The following is a 23,305-nucleotide window of genomic DNA, read 5'->3' as shown; positions in this document are numbered from 1 at the left end:
GTTTCTGTTTTAACGATTACTGAGTTACTTCATTGGCATCTGTATCTTCCTCATCAGTGACCTCCTCTTCCGAAAGATCGTCGTTTGAGGGGGCAAATATTTTAAGGAATTTTTTCATCCGACTGGCGGGCGACAATACAAAGGTATAAGAAGGATCGCCCAGACCAACTTTCATACGGCGAATTTTTTCATCAACCGTCTGAACATGTGTATTAAAAGCCTCGTTGGAGGAGAGCACGTTCATGACGCCACTGCGGTAATTAAAAAAGTAAAAGAGATCATCTCCGGCATCAATGTAAAAATTCATTGAATTACCTGCGCGACTGAATGTAATATTTGCCTTGATGGATACCCTTCGGTTCATGGGTTTGTCCTGCATCCAAAGAATTGTGGATTCGGTATCGCAAATGTAGCTTCGTGATGAAGAATCCCATACCCAGTCGAGGTTATCAAAGACAAATAGTTGTTGATAGGGCTGGGGCAGAGACTGCAAGGCATCGACACCTTGCACCTCACGTGATACGTTGATGGCATTTTCGTGCCCCATCCATTCAGCCATCCGCCAAATTGTTGTGGACGATTCGGGTTTGCCTGTGTTGGAGGAATTGGCATTTCGCAGATCCGCATACATCATATCAATGGCTGGCTGGTCAAGCATGAAATCAAGTCCAAACAGCGTATAGAGTCTGATGGTGTCGTTGTCGGAGCGTGATTGTATGATTTCCCCCGAAGCAGCTGTTTTAACCTGTCCCAAATCGAGTCCCATATTTAGCGTTCCCTGTCCGGTAACCATACAGCCATCGTTGAGAAAACGCATTACATTACCCGTTGTGTCGGGGTGATTTATTTTTATTTCGTCGGAAATTTCAAAACTGTTACGGGATTTGTTAAACCAGAGTATTCCGTCGGCCGACATGACCGGCACGTCACTATGAAACAGTTGTTTTTCCAGAAATGCACTGTAAATAATATTGGAATCCCTGTTCAGGAAAAAGTTACTATAGACATTCTCGAGATCGGAATTTTGTTTTTTCTCAGGAAGAGGAATGCGAACATCCTGCGGGTCTATTTCCGATTCAAAACGAATATAGTCTTGTGGTCCTAATACCGAGCAGGCGTGAAGCATCTGTACGCCCCCTTTAAAATTGAGTAAGGGCTTACCGGCCGTGAGATGCGTTTCCCCTTTAAAGGCAAAATAGGGATTAAACGTGAAGAGGTCTTTGTCGTCAATTGTTCCATCGGCAATGGTCTTGCCCTCTTTGTTAAGCGTTATATCATCAAATACAATGGTTTTAACAGCGTTGGCCCCGTTGATGAAATCGAATTTTCCACTTGCTTTATAATCGTATTTCCCATTGATATGAACCAGCGCATCATAAAATGTGTGAATCGAATCGTTCAGCACAATCTTAACATTAACAAGCGAGTCGAGTACCGCCTCCTTATTAATGGTTACGTTGCCATCGGACAGTTGCATACGGCTGTCGCCAACATTAATCTGTTTAACTTCTTGTGCTTTAATGATTTTATTTTCCACATCATACAGGGCCAGTGGCGCAATAAAATCAAGCGAATCCTGACGTTTGTGAGTTGAAACAAAACGGTTACCTGTGGAACCGCTGGCGCCCAGATAGATGTCATTGTTATCCATATCCCACGAAAAGGCGGTGATATAAGCGATGTACAGGTTGTCGGTGAATTCGACTTTGTTGCCGGCATTGTGTGACTGGAAGTTACCCCGGCGGCTTTCAAAGTCTATTGTCGACAGCAGATTGTTGGTCCGGAAATTCACTTCGGTGGTTCCTGCGTCGTTAATTAAGTTGAAATCTGATGAGTCGGCTACGGCAATATGATGGGAAAAATCAAAGCGGTTGGCTGTCAGATAGGCATTGGGCATATTGAATTGCCCGCTGCCTTCCAATCCGTTTGGCGACACAGTAAGCGATCCCACAAGTGAGGTTTCTTCCTTATACATCGTAAAGGGATCGCTGGTAACCGTTGCAATCAGTTTTTCATCATAAGGCTGGTAATTGATGTCGGCATTTAAACCATTTACATCGGGATATTCAACGCCGTTGGCACGTTCATCCACCTTAAAGGAGTACGCATTACCCACTGTTTGTTGCGGCAGGAAGGTGAACTCTTTTGATTGGCTGGTTGAAGTCAGATAGTTTAGTGTTCCATCGCCTTTTAAACCCGCATTGCTAAGGTTTATGGTATTGGTAAACAATGCCCGCTGGTCGTATACAGGGTAACCATCGGGGGGTGACTGGCGTGTAAATCCAAGAGAAAAATCGGGTTGAACCACCAATGTCTCTTCAATGACGGGAAAAATATTTGATTGTAGTTCACCTGTAAACGCAATGTTTTCGCGTGTCAGATAGTTGATGCTGTCAATAACAAACGGGTCGAGCGTAAAGAAAAACTGGTCGCGTTTATAAGCGCCTCCTTGTGTTGACGACTGATCGTAATACACAAACGAGTTGGTATTACTGGTCAAACGCGGGTACTCGGGATACTCTTCCACGCCTGATTTATTATTGGGTCTGTCTATCTCCAAAAAGCCCGAGAGATTTGAAATGGTATTATTAATTTTTTGTTGTTGTCGTTGCCCCACAAAATCGTATTGGTTAACTACCATGTGCAGAACCATTGAGTCGATGGCATTGAGGTCAATACGGAATTTATCATAATTAAAGGTGAATCCCTGCCCGAAGAGATCAATCATACCTGAAGTGATGGAGCCATCGAACTGAAAAAAACGATTTTTTTTCAATAGTATTTTTTGGTCTCTGGGATAGAAAATAACATTCTGGCGATCGCTGATGGAAACAGTTGGTACACCATTGATTTGCATATCGTAATTTTTCAGGTCGAGGATGGCATTGGGTATTGCTCCCGGAGTGGTGGACCTGAATTGTATGACATCATAATCTTTTCGTCCGGCACGGAAAAGCAGAAAATCGGTTAACCGATCTTCAATCTCAATGAAATCGGTATTTACATTATATTTTATAAAGCCATGGAATGACAGGCCAATGACCTGTTGCCGCACCTGGTTTTCGGGCATTCCAAGGTATTGTGCATAATCTTTGGCGGTAAAAGGACGTCCATTCCAATATTTAGAGCAGTTTAAAAGTCCCTGCAACGGATGGACGGCGTCCATGCCTTGTAATTTATGAAAAAACGATTCTCTGAAATAGCTTATCGATTCAAAGAAGGCATGGTTCTGGTCAGCACCGGTTAGCATTCTGAATTCGATCTGGTTTTCGTTTAGTCGCCATTTAATCAGCTCGGTATCCATACTTATATTGTGGTAAGTATTGAAAAACGGACTCAGAGCAATGCCTTCACCATCCCTTATAAGATCCAGCTCTTTGATGCCCGCCATATATTTGAAATAAACACCGGGATGATAGATGGTGCCGGAGTCCAGAAATAGAGTGATTTCGGCACTGTTACTTAAAATCTGGTCGTCGCGAAGCGAGAAATAGAGCGATCGGGCGGTGATAAAAAGTGTGTCGTTGCGGAATATTTCAATTTTTGCCGGTTTTTTTGAGGTTCCGGAGCCCAAAAACTTTTCTCCATACTGGGCGAATCCTCCTTCGTAATTAAAGTCGGGCTGTATGTCAGGAATTTGATAAAACTGTTCGTAGGATTCAAATTTGGGATAATTTGACGTGCGGCTGTTAACGAGTTTGTGATGAAGATGACCTTTTAACGGTTGATTAAAATAATGACTATTAATAAACGTAACGCTATCAACCTTAACTTCATTACGTTTCATATTGATTTTATAAGCACCAAAATGCGCATTTACTTCATTGGCCTTAAAACCAAATCGCTCCCAGGTTACCGTTCCTTTTTGACCCTGCCATTGCCCCGATTGGAGATTGACACGACCTTTGGTGTCGAATATTTGAAGACTGTCGTAACTGGCACGGCAGGTCAGTGCCATATTATCGGTAACAAGGTATAACGAATCGGTAAACCGAAACTGAAAATCCGGCGATGAACTTTGCCACTGAATGGCGGGGGTGGAGTAGATAATATTATTTAACAACGCATTGTTAGTCAATCGGCATAGTGCGACGGCATGACGTATTCTGAAACGTGGCGAATCAAATAATTTGAGCAGGGCATTATGCCAGGTTTGATAGCTGGCTTGTGGATGGCCACTTGATTGAAAAGCCATTACTGTTTGCAGATATTCAGAATAATCAGGGAAGGGAAATGCTTTTTGTTGATAAAAAATATCACATATCGTAATGATATCTGCTTTTATTTCAGGTGACGTGTTGGACGATTCCCAGAAATCATTAAAGGTGTCGAGGAATTCTTTGGCCTTCTTACGATCACCTGTGGTATTATAAAGATTTTCCAGCTGCTTAATAAAACCGGCTTCTCCATCGGTGCTGAAATAGCCGTTTTGTGAAGAGCTATTTATGGTGAACAAAAAAATAAATGCAATAATAGCGCCCCCTGTCTTTCTCATCTGCAGTCCTATTTTCAATCAATTCACTTTTTCATACGCAACAGCTGTCCATTGGTTATTTTCTTTTACCGATACAGATGTTAATAAATGTTTATTGGCGCAAGCATCGATAATCGGTTTGTCGATATCATAAAAGCCGCTCAGAATAATCAATCCGCCGGTTTTCAGCCGATTGTAGTATGTAGGCAGGTCTTCCAGCAATATATTACGGTTGATGTTGGCCAGAATGAGGTCGAAATTATCCATGGTGGCGAGCGTGGATGCAGTTCCCTGCAGTATGCTCATGTTTTGAATGTTGTTAAGTGTACAGTTTTCTTCACTGTTGTCAACGCACCACTGGTCTATGTCGATGCCAACCACTTCTTTGGCGCCGCGCATCGATGCCAGAATGCCCAGGATACCAGTGCCGCATCCCATATCAAGCACACGTTTCCCGGTCACATCAACCTCCAGAATATGCTCGATCATCATGGTGGTTGTAGCATGATGGCCTGTACCAAACGCCATTTTTGGCGCTATAATTATTTCGGTTGGAAGTGAAGGGTAGTCTTTGTGAAAGGGGCTGCGAACCAACACCTGGTTGGCAACAGCTATGGGGTGAAAATAATTTTTTTCCCACTCTTCATTCCAGTTTTTATCGGCTATGGTAGTATTGGAGAATGAGAGGTTAAATTCGCCAAAAGGAATTTGAAGGGTTTGCAAAGTCGTTTCGTCAAACATCGCAACCGGAATATAAGCTTCAATACCGTTATCGGTATCCACAAAGCTTTCGTAACCCAGGCCACCCATCAAGGCACTTAAAATGTCAGCGGCTTCTTGTTGGTATGGGGTTATGGTAACAATGGTTTGTATGTATTTCATGGCTTTGTATATGGGTATTTGTAAGAAAGAAAAGAGACTGCACCGTTGGGGCAGCCTCTTAAAAGTATGGTTTTTAATGAAATAATTCAGTTAAAAACAGGATGCTTTTTTAGAAAGCGGTGATGATTGATAAAAAGTCTTCGGCTTTTAATGAAGCGCCACCAATTAATCCGCCATCTACATCGGGATTTGAAAATAATTCTTTGGCATTTTTGGCGTTGCAGCTACCACCATAAAGAATAGATACGTTGTTGGCGACCTCTTTACCGTATTTACCAGCTACCAAACCACGGATAAAGGCATGAATTTCCTGAGCCTGTGCTGGCGAAGCCGTTTTACCGGTACCAATGGCCCAAACAGGTTCGTATGCCAATACAATTTTACCGAAGGCTTCAGCCGAAAGATGAAATAAAGCTTCTTCAATCTGGCTTTTAACCACATCAAAATGCTTGTTTGATTCGCGTTCGCTCAATACTTCACCTACGCAGAAGATAGGAAGCAAGTCATTGGCCAGTGCTAAATCTGTTTTTTCTTTCAGGATAGCATTGTTCTCGCCATAATAAGCACGGCGTTCTGAGTGACCCAGGATAACATATTTTGCACCGGTTGATTTAACCATGGCGGCTGAAACTTCACCTGTGTAGGCACCAGAGACTTTGTCGGCACAATTTTGAGCGGCTACGGCAATTTTATCAGATTTTACCGTTTTTACCACTTCGGTGATGTGAACAAATGGTGTTCCTAAAATAATTTGGCATTTGGGATCAATGGCTTCAACACGGCTGTTTATATCTTTTGCCAGCTCGACGCCTTCCTGAACAGTTTTGTTCATTTTCCAGTTTCCTGCTACAATGTTTTGTCTCATTTTTGAATTTTTATAGTATTAAATGTATTTGCAACTAGTATGGTGACAAAAAACAGTGCAAATATATGTAACCAAACTGTTTTTTGTGAAGATTGACGGGTTTGATTTTCAATCGCCGTTGCCAGTGGTTGATCCAGAATCTTTTTGGCCGGGATATCCTTAAAGTGCCATTTTCCGACAATGGTACCATCGTATAACAATACCAGTCCCGGATTGGAACGGATGATGGTTTTCAGCGTAACGTCGTCGGCCTGCAAAACATCAAAAATGGTTTTGTTTTTAACCAGGAATTGATCAATCTTGTCAAGGTTAGAGGATGTTACCAGATAGAAGGGAATTTGTTTTTCTTCGGCGCCACGAGCCAGCTCCGACAATGTCATGATATTATCAGCGTTCATGGTTTCTACTTTTGGGCTGATAAGCAGGAACAGCGGGCCTTTGTGGTTTACGATATCAGAAGTGACATCGTTTTGAGCGTCATCCATCAGCGATAGGTCGCGCAGTGGAGGTTGGTAGCCTTCTGTTATAACTTTACTTTCGCGGCTGACAAAAACCCAGGTGGAATCTTCATACGGATAATTGTCAACGGTAAAGGTTTGTTGTTTTCCGTTTTTTTCCAGTACAAAGGTGGTTTCATATTCAGGCATAACGGCCCCTTCGGGAATAATCATTTGCGATGGGACGTTGACGCCGACCTTATAGGGGCGGAAATCCAGAATGGGCAGATGATTGTAACTGTATAGCGCCAGCCATAATACATAGACCAGGGGTAAGGCCGACATTGCACTGTTGTATATTTTGTTTGTATTTGAAGCATAATCCTTTCTGAAAATATACAACCCAATGGTGAAAATGATAACCACTACGTTTTTCCAGAAGGTTTCCCAGTTGGTTAATTTTATGGCGTCGCCAAAGCAACCGCAATCACTAACAGGATTAAAAACGGCCAACACAAGTGTTAAAAGCGTGAAGAATGCCATTAGCCAAAGGGTAATTTTTGCCATTACCCGGGTATGAAGATTCACTAAAAGATAAAAACCAATACCAAATTCGAGTATGGCCTGAATAATGGCGAATGGTATTGCCATTGGTATTAACCAGGTGATGTGAAAGGCGGTGAAATAGTCATCAATTTTAATGGCCCCGCCAACGGGATCTACAGCTTTTACAAAACCGGAAAAAATAAATGTCAGACCAGGAATTATCCGAAAGATAAATTTTAATACTGTGTTCATTTTATTTTTTTAATTAATACATTTTCATTTACCGTTATGTAGTAATAAGTCCTGTTTTATTATGTTGTTTATTCAGAGAAATCGATTTTAATCAGCGCAAAGACAGCATAGTTAATGATGTCCATATAATTGGCCTCAACGCCTTCTGAAACAATTGTCTTTCCTTTGTGGTCTTCAATTTCTTTAATACGGAACAATTTCATTAGTATGAGATCGCTAAGCGAACTGATGCGCATGCTGCGCCATGCCTCGTCGTAATCGTGATTTTTATTTTCCATGAGTGATTTGGACTCATCAATGGCTTTCAGGTAGCGATCGAGGGCCTCGTCGTGTGGCATAACCGGGTTGTCGCTAACGCCCAGATCCAACTGGATAAGTGCCATGGCAGCATAGTTTACAATGCCTATAAATTCGGGGCGGATACCTTCATCCACTTTTGAGATGCCTTTGACTTGCAGGCTGCGGATACGCTGTGCTTTTATAAATATTTGATCGGTAACGGACTCCGGGCGCAGGATACGCCATGCGGTACCATAGTCGGTCATTTTTTTTTCAAATACTTCACGACATACTTTGATCACATGTTCAAATTGCTGGTCGGTGTTATGCGCCATTTTTTTGCACGTATTACAATTAATTGAACGAAATAACTACTGTTTTTACGAAAGCGTAAAAGTATCAAAAAATGATGAAGTTTGGTAGTTTTTGCCGGTCAACCATTATTCGTATTTAAAGAATTGTGAAAACTATTTGTTAAAACAGAGGGCCGGCGGGGAATTAGTCTGGGACTGATGTAACGCAACACTGACTGTTGGTTTGGTATGTTTATTAATTTTTAATGCTGCCAGTTTGGTGCAAATCCTTACTTTTGCAGTTATTTTTGAATAAGCAGGGTGATATGAATCAACCAAAAAAAGAAAAACAGTGGATTCCGGCTTCGGTAACGACGCTTTTTTGGCATATGCTGAAATGGTTATTGATAAGTTTATTAATCGGCTTGTTAGCAGGTTCAGCTTCGGCGTTTTTTCTTTGGTCACTTCATTGGGCGACCGACTGGCGCGAAAGTCATGTGTGGATCATAGCCTTGCTGCCTTTGGGGGGATTGATCATCGGTTTGTCATATTATTATTGGGGTGAAAGTGTGGTGAAAGGTAATAATCAGTTATTGGAAGAGTTTCATTCCCCCAAAAAAGTTATTCCATTGCGGATGGTGCCACTGGTATTGTTTGGCACTGTGGCCACACATTTTTTTGGTGGTTCTGCCGGGCGTGAAGGTACTGCCATACAGATGGGCGGTGCCATTGCCGACCAGTTTACCCGCATTTTTAAATTGCGGCCCCGCGATCGTAAGATATTACTCTCGGCGGGGGTGAGTGCCGGTTTTGCTTCGGTTTTTGGAACCCCACTTGCGGGAGCCGTTTTTGCGCTGGAAGTGTTTGTTGTGGGACGGGTACGTTACGAAGGTATTCTGGCGGCGTTTCTTTCGGCAGTTATTGCCAATCAAACGTGCCGTTTATGGGGTATTCATCATACCTTGTATCATATCCCTGTTGTGCCGGAGGTTAGCCTGCAAAATGTAATTCTAGCTATAATTGCCGGCATTGTTTTCGGCTTTGGGGCACGTTCTTTTTCATATTTTGCCCGTTTTTGGGCTTCCTGGTTTAAAAAATTAATAAGCTGGCCGCCGTTAAGGCCTGTGGTAGGGGGCGTCATTATTGCGTTGGTTGTTTGGCTCATGGGCACGACCCGCTATATTGGTTTGGGCGTTCCGGTGATTGAAGAAGCCTTTTCGCAAGGCGTCCCGTTTTATGATTTTGCCATTAAAATACTGCTGACCACTTTTACGTTAGGTGCCGGATTTAAAGGGGGAGAGGTCACGCCATTGTTTTTCATTGGTGCCACATTGGGCAATCTGCTGGCCTGGTTTATGCCGTTGCCAATGGCAGTATTGGCCGGAATGGGTTTTGTGGCAGTATTTGCAGGCGCTACCAATACCCCATTGGCCTGTATCTTCATGGGACTAGAGTTGTTTGGTATGGAGAGTGGTGTGTTTATTGCCATCGCCGTGGTGCTGGCTTATCTTTTTTCGGGTCACACGGGTATTTATGGCAGTCAGATTATTGGAAACCCCAAACATATAATACTAGGCAGGCAACGGGGAAAAACTCTGGACGAAGTTTAAATGCTCAGGTTAATGTCTCCTGGTAGATATCCCATTCATAGTCTTTTTCCTTGGGTATAATTTGAATGTGATTATTGCCTCTTACCACAGTCGATTTAGAAGGTATTTTGCCGGAAATAACACAGCCCGCTCCTATGGTTACTTCATTACCAATAATGGTCCCGGCAAGTATTACGCAGTTGGCACCAATCCATACATTATTTCCAATGGTGATTCCCTTTTTTAAACTTTGCTTTCTGTGATCGTATTTGTTGTGATTGGTGGTTACTATAATCGTGTTGGCCCCTATACTGACGTTGTCGCCCATTTTTAAACCACCATAGGCATTGATATATAAACCCGGGTTATCACCTGGGTCGCACATAATTCCTTTTTCAATAAATTGCCATCCTTTTATTTTACTACGGAAATCAACCGGCCAGGGCACCGGACGATTAAAACCCATAATTTTTTGCATAAAAAAATATTGCCACAGAACTTTATAATGTCTCATATAGCCCTTTCGGGGTCTTTGATACTTTGGATATATAAATTTTACGAGCCATCTGAACAGCGACTGATCCAGTATTTCAATAATGGTATCTTTCAGTGTCATTTATTGCGTATTTAAAATTTTTCAAATGTAATTGATCGATTTTTTTGAGCATCCCAGCTGGCATACACAGCCCTAAAGATAGGAAAAAAGGAGATGGTCAGTTTTCGGCATTTTATTATGCAATAAAACAGATCTTTCCTACCATTAAAATTGGGGAGTTAAGAAATGGGTGGGTATAAGATTAAATGACTTTTTAAATAATGATTAGCGCATCACTGTATCGGTTTAAATGATTCATTATGTTTGTGTCTTAATATTTAGTTTTTTAAAGCATGGGAATACCTCTTTTACACAGTTGTATAGCCAGACCCCAGGGGTCACGCATCATTACTAAGTGAGAACCATCATCCAGATAATCTTCGGATTCGAGCGTCGCTCCGGCTTCAAGCAATTTGTTTTTATCTGACTCCGGCGATTCTGAAACAAAAGCAAGATGTAAAATTAACGGATTCATTTTTCGGTATGAGGGTATCTCATCTGCGGGATTTTTATAAATTTCGACCATAACTCTACCACTGTCATCTGTCAGAAAAGTTGTAAAAGGAGGCTTCTCCTGTTGTTTTAAAATTTTGAGTTCGAGATGTTTTTTATACCATTGAGCCATTGCAACGGGGGCTTCTACATTAAGAGCAAAATGTTCTATTTTCATATGTTTATAATTTGTTTTTTAAGGTCATATGGAACTCGCCAGAATAATCATACTTCTGTGTGAGAGTTCCCTCTCATGGCTCGTTTCATGTTTATATTTTGTTTGTTTTTGCCAGATGGAACTCCCATGAAAATAATCATCCCCCTGTGTGAAAAATCCTTTATCATGGTCGTTTCATATCTTCATTTTAATTAGTCTCAGCAAGAAAACCCAAACCTCTATCTGTTGTTTGTCTCTAAAGTCAACTACTTCGTTATGCTTGTTATAAAAACAGCCATTTACAAAAGTAAACGCCTTGATTTTTCTGACTTCGCAACCCTTGTATTTAAACTTTATTTTTCAAACACTTAGTTTATGGACAGGCACTATCTATCGTTGTTGATAATAGGTATTGGATAAACTTATCAATCAATTGTGACATTCAAATATAATATGAATTATCTTATCCCGATATTATTTGTTCTGGTATTGCCGTGAAAAATTCAGCAAAGAGACTACGAACTGAAGCGAGTTTCCTAATTTTGATAGACGCATTGTTATTTTAGTGACAGTAACAATACAGAGCTGATAAAAATGCGGATTTATGTGTAGGAGTTACTTTTTTATAAAGGATTATAGTCGATTTTACAACGCATACATCGCTCAATGGTATACGTTTAAAGTAAAAGAATTTATCGAGGCGAAAGCGACGGTTAAATGAAATGGTTAAATCCATTTTTTAAATTTTCAATCGATTTTCCGTTCAATTCATAGCGAAGCCCTTTTTCCCGGTTAATTTGACCAATAGATTTTAGTTCATGACCAAATTGTTGTTGAAATTCCTGTATTATTTTTTCAGCCATTTTATTGTCAATCGTCAGGAGTAAGCAATAGTCTTCTCCACCTGAAGTGGCCAATTCGTAGGTGTTGTGACCATATTTTTGAGAAAATTGTTTCATCTGAGGTGAAACCGGTAAATCAGATAACTCTATAACGGCCCCTTTATCGGATGCATTAAGAATATGTTTGAGGTCGGAAGCTATACCGTCCGATACATCCATCATTGCGTTGACCCCCGCTTGCTGTGCCAGCCACAGGCCTTCGTTAACATGGGGCATTGGATGATTGTGACTTTTAATTAAAGAAGATGTCAGTTTATCGTCAGGATAATTATTTAAGATAGCATGGAGACCAGCCGCCGAATCGCCCAGAGGTCCGCTTACCGCTATAATATCGTTGGTCTGAGCCATGCTTCGTAATCGTGCATGGCCTTTTTTTACCTGTCCAATGACGGTAATATTAAGCGTTAATTTATCAATGGAACGGGTGGTATCGCCACCTAACAGTGGAACGCGAAATATTTGACTCAGTTGGTAATACCCGTTCATCAGCGCGTCGAGATATTCTACTTCAATGTTTTTGGGAATGGCTATCGACAGGAATGAGCCAACCGGACGACCACCCATGGCTGCAATATCGCTTAAATTAACGGCCAACGATTTATGACCTAAATCCTGTGCTGAAATTTTATTGCGTAGAAAATGAATATCTTCAACCAACATGTCGGTTGTAATAATCATTTCTTCGGATTCATTCATGGGCAATATGGCACAATCATCGCCTATTCCTTTAGTGCCCGGCGTTAACAAATTATTGAAATGTGGCGTGAAACGCTCTATAAAGCCAAATTCACCTATCTCTGATAGTTTCATCTCCGTATATCGTTTTATTGTCTTCAGATGGAAATTCGCGTTGTCTTTTTGATGGTTGTTACGCCTTTGGGTAAATCAATTTTTTTGACCGTGCTTAAATCCTTGAGCCTATTAATTCTACCTCTTTTTAGACCGTTTTGTTGATCGCGAAGTTGAGTATTAAGGGTAAAAACATTCTCCATTCGTTTGATTGTGAGTGATGTATTAAAATCAATTTCTTATAAGTTTTATTTAAACATTCTTTTATGCATTTGAAAAACAATGTTTAAATGGTTTTTGTACACGTTTTCGGCTTTAAAGATAGTGGTTTGAAAAGGTTGTGAGGTAACTATGTGTTGTAAAATTGCAGGTCAAACGAAACTGATTAAAGATTGAAATAGCTAAGTTGTGCTTGTTTATAAAGTCAACTACTTCGTTATGATTGCCATAAAACAGTCATTAACGAAAAGCAAACGCCTTAATTTTGATGACTTCGCAAGCCTTGTATTTGAACGTTCTATTTCAATCAGTTAAATTTATGGACAGGCATTAAGTTGTGCTTGCAAGAAAAATTTAAACTCTGCGGTATGTTTGTCCCATAAATGGTTATTTACCATAGTAAACATATTTAAATTTTAAAGTCCCAAAAAGCGAATGTTTCCTGTCGTAAAAGGCCCTGTTAAAGTGCTTAAGCAGGTTGAAAAGACTGCAAAAAACTGTACGGGGGCGTTAATATGGTTGGATGATTATGAGTGGCGCGATGTTTTTATGTTTCGTTTCGGGTTATCCGGATATTAAAACGCAGAATTCTTTTGTCAAATATCTGGGAAGACGATTCAGAGAGTTTTTATCTGACGGCAAAAAACAAGAGGGATGTTATCATCCCTCTTGTAAGTATTGCTTGCCCGAAATATTTGGCGACAAATAAGAACGCTTAAAGGTTCTCTGTCGTTATTCTTCGTTTGGCAATTTTTTCATTTCAAATTTATCACCCGTTTCTTCCACTATTTTACGATAGAAATTTTCGCTGTATCCAGGAAACTGAGCATGTGCCGGTCTGCCATATTCGTTACGCAGAAATACACCATCTTTTTCGGGATGCAAGTTTCCGTCCTGATATTTTACCATTAAAAATGCGCCCAATTTTTTCCATTCCTCAACTGTTGTCCGGGCTTGTGTGTGGCTGTATTCAGTAAGGAATTGCCGTGCGAGTGCCGGATCTTTGTCATACAACGCTTCGGCTGTCTGATCAATTACAGCACCATAAGCCTCAAACTGGTCTTCCAAACGTTTTTGTGTTTTACGAACATCGTTAATCATCAAATCGTAACGGGTATAAGATTGATTAGAAACCCAGGTAAACACCCAAAAAGCACTGTTCCAGGTAAAGTCAATCATACTACCGTTACCCACTTTATAATTGTAGGGCACGCTGTTCATTCCCATGTACATTGGGACGTATACCGTTGTGTTGGCATCGTCGACACCAAACCAAAGAATTCCCCCAATGGCATCGTGATACCCGCTTCTCATTTGAGCTACAAACGAAAATCCCGTTTGTTGGGTGGCGATGGCCCGTTCGTTAAAATATTCTTTGCCATCCACTTCCCAGGTTAGCGGACGCCATCGGTATGGCAAGCTATATGCGCCGGCGCCGGCATCTTTGGTCATATCAAGAGGGGTGCCTTCGAAATGATCGCGCATGATATTCTGTACGTCGCGTACCGAAACTTTTTTATCCGGCTTGATGTACAGTGGCATTCTATCAGTTGATTTGCCTTCTACAAAGTCGGTGTATTTATCCATCTCTTTGTTGACATGTCTAAATGCGCTCCACACACGCGCTTCACAAAAACGAACGGCTTCAAAATCTAATGGTGCGTAGGCATCGGCAAAACTGAAGTCTTTGTTTTTACCATTGAAATAGCCCATTTCCCGTGCAAAGGAAATAACATCTTTAGAATAGATGACATTGTCTTTATCTGATAAATCGAAGGTGGTGATACGCGACTGGTTGGCATGAGCCGATATGTAGCCATCGGGAATACGCACAGCCACCCATACGGCTCCTTTGTCACGGTTGCCTTTGCCAATCATCTCCATTATCCAGACTTCATTGGGATCGGCAATCGAAAACGATTCTCCGGAACTGTAATAACCGTATTTATCCACCAAATCGGTCATTATTTCGATGGCTTCACGAGCTGTTTTTGATCGTTGCAGCGCAATGTACATTAAACTTCCATAGTCAATTAGACCAGTGGTGTCAACCAACTCGGGACGTCCGCCATAGGTGGTTTCTCCAATGGATACCTGGTGTTCGTTCATATTACCAATAACCTGATAGGTTTGTTCTGCCTGGGGTATTTCGCCCAAATATTTTCCGGTATCCCATTCATACACCTTCAGCATTGCGTCTTTGTCCCATGTTTGTGCGGGCCAGTAATACAACTCGCCATACAAATCATGTGAGTCGGCGGCATACGAAATAAAGGTGGATCCATCAACCGAAGCCCCTTTGGTTACTAATATATTGGTGCAGGCACTTGTTTTAGTCATCCCGCTTGTCATCAACATTAACAGGCCCGCAAATACCGCGGCTTTTTTCATCATCATAATTATTAAATTTTTAAGTTTCCCCTGAAATATTTTATTTAGATGGTGCTTGCCCTAAAACTTTGTAGCAGATAAGAAAGCTCCATTTTTGGGCTTTTGTACGTGCCAATTTTTATAGGCCGTATGGAACTTATATGCCTAATATCTAAAGATATTCATATTTTTATCCAGGCCTTTTCGTTCCGAAGCTTAAAAGAGTGATTTTATTTGTGTCGTTGACCATTCTGAAAGCAATAAGAACGAGATAAATAGATTTTTCTTGCCAGCATTATCTAACAATTAATTTGCCATTATTGTTGTCAGTACCTATTGTAGTAATGATTTTTAGTCACCACAAATAATATTTTATGCTTAAAAAAGCCAATCAGCCGGCCAAAAGTATATAAAATGTTACATCCGGAAAAGGAATATCAGGCTGAGATCGCATGCGTGACGCTATCAATGAGGCCCGATCATGTTTTGGGGACTCAGAATTTCCGTCAGTTGCTCTTTTGACAACAAGCCTTCGGCCAGAACCAGCTCATAAACGCCGCGTCCTGTTTTTTGTGCCATTTTTGCTATGCGCGTGCTGTTTTTATAGCCGATGTAAGGATTCAAGGCGGTAACAATTCCGATACTGTTCATAACCATTTTTTCGCAGACTTCACGATTGGCGGTAATGCCATCCACACAGCGAAGTCGCAATGTATCCATGCCGCGTCTCAAAAATTGAATCGATTCCATAATACTATAGGCCAATATCGGCTCCATAACGTTGAGCTGTAGCTGTCCGGCTTCTGCTGCGAACGTTACGGTAATGTCGTTTCCTATAACCTTAAAACAGATTTGATTCATCACTTCAGGAATAACCGGGTTAACTTTCCCCGGCATGATGGATGAACCCGGTTGCATAGGCGGCAGGTTGATTTCATTGAGTCCGGCGCGCGGACCCGATGATAGCAATCTTAAATCATTACATATTTTGGAGATTTTCACCGCCATCCGTTTTAATGCAGATGAATAGATGACATATGCACCGGTATCGGGAGTGGCTTCAACCAGGTCGCTGGCCAGCACGATGGGATAGCCGGTGATTTCGCATAAATAGCTGACACAAGCCTGTGAGTATCCTGGAGCTGCATTTAGCCCTGTACCGATGGCTGTGGCTCCCATGTTAACTTCGTTGAAAAGATTGGCATTTTGTGTCAGACGGTCAATTTCTTCGGCCAGCGTGTTGGCAAAAGCATTAAATTCCTGACCCAGAGTCATGGGGACTGCATCCTGCAGTTGCGTTCGCCCCATTTTTATAACATCTTTAAATTCAGTACCCTTTTGTTTGAATGCTTCAACCAAAAGTTTGAGATGATCGATCAGAATATAATTTAACCGCATCAATGAAAGTTGAATAGAGGTAGGATAGGCATCGTTTGTCGATTGCGACATATTCACATGATCATTGGGTGAACAATGGTCGTAATCGCCGCGTTTGTAACCCATTAGCTCCAATGCACGATTGGCAATGACTTCATTGGCGTTCATGTTGGTGGAAGTGCCGGCTCCGCCCTGTATCATATCGATGGGAAACTGTTCGTCCAACTTTCCTTCCATCACTTCTTTACATGCCGTAACAATAGCGTCAGTCAGTGAGTCGTTTAAAAGCCCCAATTCGTTATTAGCTTTGGCGGCTGCCATCTTAACAGCTCCCAATGCCCAGATAAAGCTCCGGTAGTGTTTTAATTTGGCCGTTGAGATGTTGAAATTTTCAATGGCCCGGCATGTTTGAACGCCGTAATAGGCGTCAGCGGGGACTTCCATCTCGCCCAGCAAATCACTTTCTATCCTTGTCTGCATACCATATTTTTTATTACCAAAATTAGTGTTTACGCAGGGTTTGAGGTATGATTATTATCAGGTAATTTGTGTTTGCCCAAAAACGCCTTTGGCCGATAAAAAGGCTCCTTTTTTGAAACTTGAGCAGCTCGAAAATGTGAGTTTACTCCTGTAAATGACCATTTTGAGAGCAAGCATAATGCATAAGATAGACTTTATAGGCAGACTCTAATTAAAGCCTGTCCATAAACTAAGTGTTTGAAATATAAAGTTCAAATACAAGGCTTGTGAAGTCATAAAAATCAAGGCGTTTACTTTTCGTAAACGACTGTTTTTATGACAAGCATAACGTAGTTGACTTTATAAACAAAAACTAATTAAGGCGCATTGCTATCTTTAAAACCGGTCAACCTGAATAATATGATCGGAATTTATTTTTTTTTCACCATTCCAGCGATAAGCACTAAGTTTTCCTTTGGAGCTGGCTACGCAACTATCTATGCAACACAGATTATCTGATACTACCATTGGTTCTTTGGCCGCACAATAGTGCCCAAATATCATGATTGGATTGTTGTTCTGATACACCTCAAATGGCTTAATTATTTCCGGTGGAATAGTGTATTCCGGTAACACAAACCGATTTCCATAACTGATGGTGCGAAAAGTTTGTCCTTCTGGTTTTTCCCACCATTTTATACGGAAATTGGCACGACGCAAGTTTTGGGCGTCTTTTATTATCATGTCATTGGGAAGATTTATTTCAATGCCTCGCGTGGTTTGCCATACCGCTTCGGCAAATGGCGTTTCGTGCTTAAAGATCTCTTTTAATTGTGATCTTGATATTTTACCTCCAGTTATACTTGAAGATAATATTTTTTGATTTTCAGGGCTCCAATAGGCATGTGCCACTCGTATGCGACCAAAATCAATCATAAAAGGCAAAGTTCGTAGCCACTTTACATAGTCGTACAATTCCTCATCATTGCCAAATTGTTTCCGTATGGTTTCCATCTGATTTTTGTTGCTTGGCGCCAGAATCAGGTACGAACGTCCGTTTTTCTTGGTTGTGAAATGACCGATCATATTTAGTTCATGATTACCTAAAACGGCCATTGCCGATTGATTGTCAACCATTTGCCGGATCAGTTTTAAAACGTCACTGGTTGCGGGTCCGCGACTAACCATATCCCCAACAAAGATGGCCTTTCGAGTGGGGTGCTGCCAAACACCGTTTATTTTTGTATAGTCCATTTTCTCAAGCAATGCCACTAATTCCTTGTGGTATCCGTGAATATCCCCAATGATATCCAGCTTTTCATATCTTGAAATGACTATTTTTTCCCTTCGGCATTTGATAAAACTCTGTATCTTTGAAATCACGTGCTGATTTTTTTATTTTTATATCAATTTTAGGCACTCTAAAATGGTGATTTTTTCCAGAACTTATAATCTTTTAACTTCATTTTTTATCGATTATTTTTGTTTGGTTTGTCATCGAAGCAATATCTTGATTACATCGTGTAGCTGTCTGTAAAGGGAGGCGTTTGCTGCGAAGCTCAAATACAAGTTTTGTGCAGTTGGGAAAATTTGAGTTGACGGTTGTAAATGATCAATTTAGACGCGAGAGTAACGAAAAAAAAAGTATCTTATTATTGACACGACTTATTAATTATAGTATCAACATGGAAATTTAAGTGCTTGATAAAAAATATTCAATTCTGACAAGCACTATTTATAACATAAAATTATGGAAGTACGTTGGGGTTTTATTGGATGCGGTGATGTTACTGAAAAGAAAAGTGGTCCGGCCTTTAATAAGGTCACAGGTTCGAAGGTGGTGGCTGTGATGCGCCGAAATGGCCAATTAGCGAAAGATTATGCGAGTCGCCATGGTGTTAGTACATGGTACGATAGTGCATCTGACTTAATAAACGATACAAATGTTAATGCGGTTTATGTGGCAACGCCACCTTCTACGCATGCGCGTTATGCCATTGAAGCCATGCAAGCCGGAAAACCGGTGTATGTTGAAAAGCCAATGGCGGCTTCGTATGCCGAATGCCAGGAAATGCTGAAAGTATCCCGCGAAACGGGTAGTCCTTTGTTTGTAGCTTACTATCGACGCACTTTACCTGGATTTTTGAAGGTAAAGGAGTTGGTACAAGATGGTCGCATCGGAAAACCTTTGATGGTTAATATTCGTCTTACGCGTCCGGCCCTCGAAGTGGAAGCCAATGTTAATAATCAATCGTGGCGGGTAGACCCGAAAACAGCTGGTGGAGGAATCTTTTACGATCTGGCATCCCATCAACTTGATTTTTTGATGTTTGTGTTTGATGATATTGTTGAGGTAAGCGGCTTAACAGATTGCATGGGTGGGTTATATAGAGCAGAAGACACGGTGGTTGCCAATTTCCGGTTTAAATCGGGGGTTCTGGGCGTTGGGGCCTGGTCGTTCGTTACGGGTGAAGCGGCACAGGAAGATGTTATGGAAATTATTGGTACGGAAGGTAAGATTCAGTTTTCGGGCTTTGGACATTCGCCGGTGCGGTTAATCACTCCTAAAGGAGTTCTTGAATTTCCGTGTCTCAACCCTGAGAATATTCAATATAATTTAATTGAACAAGTAGTTGAGGCTATTAACGGTAAGTGTCAGTGCGTCAGTACAGGTGAAACTGCAGCACAAACGAATTGGGTGATGGAACAAGTGGTTAAGGATTAATTTATATTGTTATAAGCCGATTGTTTTATCTGGCATCGAAACCCTGATATCAGTGGCTTTTTGCGGTATTTCCTGTCAACTTTGATACTCCCAAAGCACAAATGTTATCCGTATTTTTGGGCTTATTTCATTTAATACACCTTTAGCTACATTTTTTTATGAAATATTGATACCATGTTGTACTATATGTTGTTGACAATTCAACGTATCATAAATATTGGGTATAAAAGTGTCCGATTTTTTTGGAGAATTATTTATAAGCTGGATACTTTTAACGAGGCTTTTTGGTTGGCTTTTCTGTCTCAAAAAAGGATGGATGCTCTTACTTTTGCCAAATACCGGGGCGATAAAGTATATACAAAAGACGAAAACACCAGAAAAGGTTTGTTTAATTGGGAACAGGTTATTTTGGATCAATATATTCCTAAAAACGAATTAATTATAATCATTGGGGCTGGCGGCGGTCGGGAAACCTATTCGTTATTGAAATCGGGTTATAGCGTTAAGTCTTTTGAAGCAGTGCCTGAAATGGTGGCCTATGCCAATAATTTTTTCAAAAATGAAGGCTTACCAGTCATCTATAATTTGCAACCGATAAATACAGTCCCAAAAGTTAAAGGTAATGTTTGGTGGCTTGGCTGGGGTCTTTATACGCATTTATATGGGCGCGATAACCGGGTTCAATTTTTAAAGGAAGTTCGTGCTAATCTGTTAAATGATGACGGTATTATTGTTATTTCTTATTGGCGAATTGGGGATAGCAGGAAGCATTTGGATTTGGTGTTTAAATTAAGTAACAGACTTTCTAAGAGAAAAGTCGAAATGGGTGAGTGTTTTAGGTATGGCTATTGGGCAAAATATTTTTCAAAGGAAGAGATTCGCGATGAAGCTGAACGGGCTGGTTTAATGGTCGCATATATAAATCATGATGAATACGGATGTGCCGTTTTGACACCCGGATGACTATTATGTGTGCAAGAGTATGATGACTAGTGTCTATCTATAAAGTCAACTATTTCGTTATGCTTGTCATAAAAACAGTCATTTACTAAAAGTAAACTGTCTCCGTCTTCTTTCTCCTTGTAAAGCATAATCAAAGCAATAGCTTTGCTTCTGCCTTTACTTCGTTCGTCAGTTCCTTGATTTTTATGACTTCGTGAGCCTCGTATTTGAACTTTATATTTCAAATACTTAGTTTATGGACAGACTCTAATTAATATTCAATTTTTTCCGAATATTCATTCTATCTTTTCTTTAATCCTATTTTTTGCTAATTTTGCGCAAAATTTAATGTGACCAAAGATGTTTGAGAATCTATCGGAAAGACTCGATCGCTCTTTTAAAATGCTTAAAGGGCAGGGCAAAATCACTGAAATTAACGTAGCGGAAACGCTTAAAGATATTCGTCGCGCCTTATTGGATGCCGACGTCAATTTTAAAACGGCCAAAACTTTTACCGAAACGGTAAAAGAAACGGCCTTGGGTCAGAATGTGCTGACGGCTGTTAAGCCCGAGCAGATGATGGTCAAAATTGTTCATGACGAGCTGACTCAGTTGATGGGTGGGGAAACCACCGATATCAATTTAAAAGGGGAACCTGCAGTTATCTTAATTGCAGGTTTGCAGGGATCCGGTAAAACAACATTTACCGGTAAACTGGCAAATTATCTGAAAAGCAAGAGATCCAAAAATCCTTTGTTGGTTGCCGGTGACGTTTACCGTCCTGCTGCCATCAACCAGTTGCAGGTGCTGGGTGAGCAAATAGGAGTACCTGTTTATACGCAGGAAGGCAGTACCGATCCGGTAAGAATTGCCAAAGATGCCATTAAAGAAGCCAAACAAAAAGGCTATGATTTGGTAATTATTGATACCGCCGGTCGTTTGGCTGTTGATGAGGCAATGATGAAAGAGATTGCTGCCATTAAATCGGCTGTAAAACCCGACGAAATATTGTTTGTGGTTGATGCCATGACGGGGCAGGATGCCGTGAATACCGCCAAAGAATTTAATGACCGATTGGATTTTGATGGTGTTGTATTAACCAAACTGGATGGTGACACCCGGGGTGGTGCCGCTCTTTCTATCCGAAGCGTGGTTAGCAAGCCAATAAAATTTGTGGGTACCGGCGAAAAAATGGATGCGCTGGATGTGTTTCACCCCAGCCGTATGGCCGACCGTATTTTGGGTATGGGTGATATCGTTTCTTTGGTAGAACGGGCACAAGAGCAGTTCGATGCCGAAGAAGCTCAAAAGCTGCAAAAGAAAATCGCCAAAAATCAATTTAGCTTTAATGATTTTCTGAGTCAAATTCAGCAAATCAAAAAAATGGGTAGCCTAAAGGATTTGGCGGGCATGATTCCTGGTATGGGTAAGGCCATTAAAAACATGGATTTTGATGATGACGCATTCAAAGAGGTGGAAGCCATCATACATTCGATGACGCCCGACGAGCGAGAAAGGCCTGAGATACTTAACGGAAGCCGTCGTAAACGTATTGCTGATGGCAGTGGAACTACCATTCAGGAGGTAAACCGACTTATAAAACAGTTTGAAGATACGCGTAAGGTGATGAAGATGATGAGTCAAGGCAAGAATTTGTCCAAATTAATGGCCAATATGCCAATGGGGCGACGTTAATTTTTTGCCAATCACTTTATTATAACCATAAACCAGTATAATATGCAACTTATTGACGGGAAAAAGACCTCACAGGCCGTAAAACTTGAAATTGCAGAGGCTGTTAAGAAAATGATTGCTTCAGGTAAAAAGAAACCACATCTGGCTGCTGTTTTGGTGGGTAACGATGGCGGCAGTGAAACCTATGTGGCAGCTAAAATTAAAGCCTGCGAAGCAGTGGGGTTTGTCTCGTCTTTGGTTCGTTTTACGGCCGATGTTACTGAAAATGAATTGCTGGCAGCGGTCAATAAGCTGAATAATGATCCTGACGTGGATGGATTCATCGTTCAGCTGCCTTTACCCAAACATATTTCTGAAGAAAAAATTACCGAAGCCATTGACCCTTCCAAGGATGTGGATGGTTTTCATCCACAAAACCTGGGGCGTATGATTACCGGTGGCGATGCTTTTATTTCGGCCACACCCCAAGGTATAATGGAGCTTCTGAAGCGGTATGATATCGAAACAAAAGGCAAGCATGTGGTTATATTAGGACGCAGCAACATCGTGGGACGCCCTATGAGTATTCTCTTGTCACTTAAAGGAAACCCAGGCGACGCCACTGTTACAGTTTGCCATAGCCGGACAAAAAATCTCAAAGAAATTTGTTTGCAGGCTGATATAATCGTAGCTGCCATTGGTATTCCTGAATTTTTGAAGGCCGACATGGTAAAAGAAGGTGCTGTTGTTATTGATGTGGGTACCACCCGTGTTCCATCTACTGAAACAAAGAGTGGCTTCCGCCTGAAAGGGGATGTAGACTTTGCCGAAGTATCGCCCAAATGCAGTTTTATTACACCGGTACCAGGTGGTGTAGGACCTATGACTATTGTGTCGTTGCTGCTGAATACCCTGAAGGCTGCTGCAAAAAGATAATCTGCAGACAGGTACGTTTTGAAGTGCCATTTCATAGCTGGTACTCAATCA

General features: G+C 41.1%; 16 protein-coding genes. 5 read left to right on the top strand and 11 right to left on the bottom strand.

The window, feature by feature from the left end:
• Positions 1-16: 16 nt before the first annotated feature.
• The 5 genes from ACT3CD_RS06205 to ACT3CD_RS06185 all read right to left on the bottom strand — a co-directional run bounded on the left by ACT3CD_RS06205 (position 17) and on the right by ACT3CD_RS06185 (position 8,070).
• Positions 17-4,495 carry a hypothetical protein gene (locus ACT3CD_RS06205; RefSeq protein WP_444643954.1) on the bottom strand — a complete coding sequence of 1,493 codons (4,479 nt, stop codon included), beginning with the start codon at positions 4,493-4,495 and terminating at the stop codon, positions 17-19.
• An 18-nt stretch (positions 4,496-4,513) separates the two neighbouring features.
• Positions 4,514-5,356, bottom strand: a complete 843-nt coding sequence (gene prmA / locus ACT3CD_RS06200) for a 50S ribosomal protein L11 methyltransferase (protein WP_444643953.1) — start codon at positions 5,354-5,356, stop codon at positions 4,514-4,516.
• Between the two features lie 109 nt (positions 5,357-5,465).
• Positions 5,466-6,221, bottom strand: a complete 756-nt coding sequence (gene tpiA / locus ACT3CD_RS06195) for a triose-phosphate isomerase (protein ID WP_444643951.1) — start codon at positions 6,219-6,221, stop codon at positions 5,466-5,468.
• Entirely contained in the window at positions 6,218-7,456 is a 1,239-nt protein-coding gene (locus tag ACT3CD_RS06190; protein WP_444643949.1) for a BT_3928 family protein, read from the bottom strand. The genes tpiA and ACT3CD_RS06190 overlap by 4 nt, the downstream gene beginning before the upstream one ends.
• A gap of 68 nt (positions 7,457-7,524) precedes the next feature.
• A complete protein-coding gene (locus tag ACT3CD_RS06185; protein ID WP_444643947.1) occupies positions 7,525-8,070 on the bottom strand; it encodes a DUF1599 domain-containing protein in 546 nt (181 codons plus the stop codon).
• 284 nt (positions 8,071-8,354) lie between these two features.
• Between ACT3CD_RS06185 and ACT3CD_RS06180 the strand changes: the two genes are divergently transcribed.
• A complete protein-coding gene (locus ACT3CD_RS06180) occupies positions 8,355-9,638 on the top strand; it encodes a voltage-gated chloride channel family protein (RefSeq protein WP_444643945.1) in 1,284 nt (427 codons plus the stop codon).
• A 4-nt stretch (positions 9,639-9,642) separates the two neighbouring features.
• Here the strand turns inward: ACT3CD_RS06180 and ACT3CD_RS06175 are convergent, their stop codons facing one another.
• From ACT3CD_RS06175 to ACT3CD_RS06150, 6 genes are all read right to left on the bottom strand, one after another.
• Positions 9,643-10,233 carry an acyltransferase gene (locus ACT3CD_RS06175; RefSeq protein WP_444643944.1) on the bottom strand — a complete coding sequence of 197 codons (591 nt, stop codon included), beginning with the start codon at positions 10,231-10,233 and terminating at the stop codon, positions 9,643-9,645.
• Between the two features lie 265 nt (positions 10,234-10,498).
• Positions 10,499-10,882, bottom strand: coding sequence for a VOC family protein (locus ACT3CD_RS06170; RefSeq protein WP_444643943.1), 384 nt, complete (start codon positions 10,880-10,882; stop codon positions 10,499-10,501).
• 692 nt (positions 10,883-11,574) lie between these two features.
• Complete coding sequence (gene thiL / locus ACT3CD_RS06165) at positions 11,575-12,573, bottom strand: thiamine-phosphate kinase (protein ID WP_444643942.1); 999 nt, start codon at positions 12,571-12,573, stop codon at positions 11,575-11,577.
• Positions 12,574-13,503: 930 nt separating this feature from the next.
• Complete coding sequence (locus ACT3CD_RS06160) at positions 13,504-15,168, bottom strand: dipeptidase (RefSeq protein WP_444643941.1); 1,665 nt, start codon at positions 15,166-15,168, stop codon at positions 13,504-13,506.
• A gap of 438 nt (positions 15,169-15,606) precedes the next feature.
• Positions 15,607-16,998, bottom strand: a complete 1,392-nt coding sequence (gene aspA, locus ACT3CD_RS06155; RefSeq protein WP_444643939.1) for an aspartate ammonia-lyase — start codon at positions 16,996-16,998, stop codon at positions 15,607-15,609.
• A gap of 375 nt (positions 16,999-17,373) precedes the next feature.
• Positions 17,374-18,360, bottom strand: coding sequence for a metallophosphoesterase (locus tag ACT3CD_RS06150; protein WP_444643937.1), 987 nt, complete (start codon positions 18,358-18,360; stop codon positions 17,374-17,376).
• 367 nt (positions 18,361-18,727) lie between these two features.
• On the opposite strand from ACT3CD_RS06150, the gene ACT3CD_RS06145 reads away from it, so the two are divergent.
• The 4 genes from ACT3CD_RS06145 (at position 18,728) to ACT3CD_RS06130 (ending at position 23,254) form a co-directional block, all read left to right on the top strand.
• A complete protein-coding gene (locus ACT3CD_RS06145) occupies positions 18,728-19,702 on the top strand; it encodes a Gfo/Idh/MocA family protein (RefSeq protein ID WP_444643935.1) in 975 nt (324 codons plus the stop codon).
• A 174-nt stretch (positions 19,703-19,876) separates the two neighbouring features.
• A complete protein-coding gene (locus tag ACT3CD_RS06140; protein WP_444643933.1) occupies positions 19,877-20,665 on the top strand; it encodes a hypothetical protein in 789 nt (262 codons plus the stop codon).
• A gap of 339 nt (positions 20,666-21,004) precedes the next feature.
• Positions 21,005-22,339, top strand: coding sequence for a signal recognition particle protein (ffh, locus tag ACT3CD_RS06135; protein WP_444643931.1), 1,335 nt, complete (start codon positions 21,005-21,007; stop codon positions 22,337-22,339).
• A gap of 42 nt (positions 22,340-22,381) precedes the next feature.
• On the top strand, positions 22,382-23,254 hold the full coding sequence (locus ACT3CD_RS06130; protein WP_444643930.1) for a bifunctional 5,10-methylenetetrahydrofolate dehydrogenase/5,10-methenyltetrahydrofolate cyclohydrolase: 873 nt from the start codon (positions 22,382-22,384) through the stop codon (positions 23,252-23,254).
• Positions 23,255-23,305 lie beyond the last annotated feature (51 nt).

It is taken from the genome of Geofilum sp. OHC36d9 (assembly GCF_052400685.1).
In the GTDB taxonomy this organism is placed as follows: Bacteria; Bacteroidota; Bacteroidia; order Bacteroidales; family Marinilabiliaceae; genus CAZHHH01.
Note: the sequence above shows the minus strand (reverse complement) of the source record. Positions and strands in the feature narration are given on the sequence as shown.

Coding starts and splice junctions, on each gene's coding strand:
- ACT3CD_RS06140 (WP_444643933.1), top strand. CDS start 19,877: ATGTTGTACTATATGTTGTTGACAATTCAACGTATCATAAATATTGGG.
- ACT3CD_RS06175 (WP_444643944.1), bottom strand. CDS start 10,233: ATGACACTGAAAGATACCATTATTGAAATACTGGATCAGTCGCTGTTC.
- ACT3CD_RS06205 (WP_444643954.1), bottom strand. CDS start 4,495: ATGAGAAAGACAGGGGGCGCTATTATTGCATTTATTTTTTTGTTCACC.
- aspA (WP_444643939.1), bottom strand. CDS start 16,998: ATGCAGACAAGGATAGAAAGTGATTTGCTGGGCGAGATGGAAGTCCCC.
- ACT3CD_RS06145 (WP_444643935.1), top strand. CDS start 18,728: ATGGAAGTACGTTGGGGTTTTATTGGATGCGGTGATGTTACTGAAAAG.
- ffh (WP_444643931.1), top strand. CDS start 21,005: ATGTTTGAGAATCTATCGGAAAGACTCGATCGCTCTTTTAAAATGCTT.
- ACT3CD_RS06160 (WP_444643941.1), bottom strand. CDS start 15,168: ATGATGATGAAAAAAGCCGCGGTATTTGCGGGCCTGTTAATGTTGATG.
- ACT3CD_RS06185 (WP_444643947.1), bottom strand. CDS start 8,070: ATGGCGCATAACACCGACCAGCAATTTGAACATGTGATCAAAGTATGT.
- ACT3CD_RS06180 (WP_444643945.1), top strand. CDS start 8,355: ATGAATCAACCAAAAAAAGAAAAACAGTGGATTCCGGCTTCGGTAACG.
- ACT3CD_RS06190 (WP_444643949.1), bottom strand. CDS start 7,456: ATGAACACAGTATTAAAATTTATCTTTCGGATAATTCCTGGTCTGACA.
- ACT3CD_RS06130 (WP_444643930.1), top strand. CDS start 22,382: ATGCAACTTATTGACGGGAAAAAGACCTCACAGGCCGTAAAACTTGAA.
- tpiA (WP_444643951.1), bottom strand. CDS start 6,221: ATGAGACAAAACATTGTAGCAGGAAACTGGAAAATGAACAAAACTGTT.
- ACT3CD_RS06170 (WP_444643943.1), bottom strand. CDS start 10,882: ATGAAAATAGAACATTTTGCTCTTAATGTAGAAGCCCCCGTTGCAATG.
- thiL (WP_444643942.1), bottom strand. CDS start 12,573: ATGAAACTATCAGAGATAGGTGAATTTGGCTTTATAGAGCGTTTCACG.
- prmA (WP_444643953.1), bottom strand. CDS start 5,356: ATGAAATACATACAAACCATTGTTACCATAACCCCATACCAACAAGAA.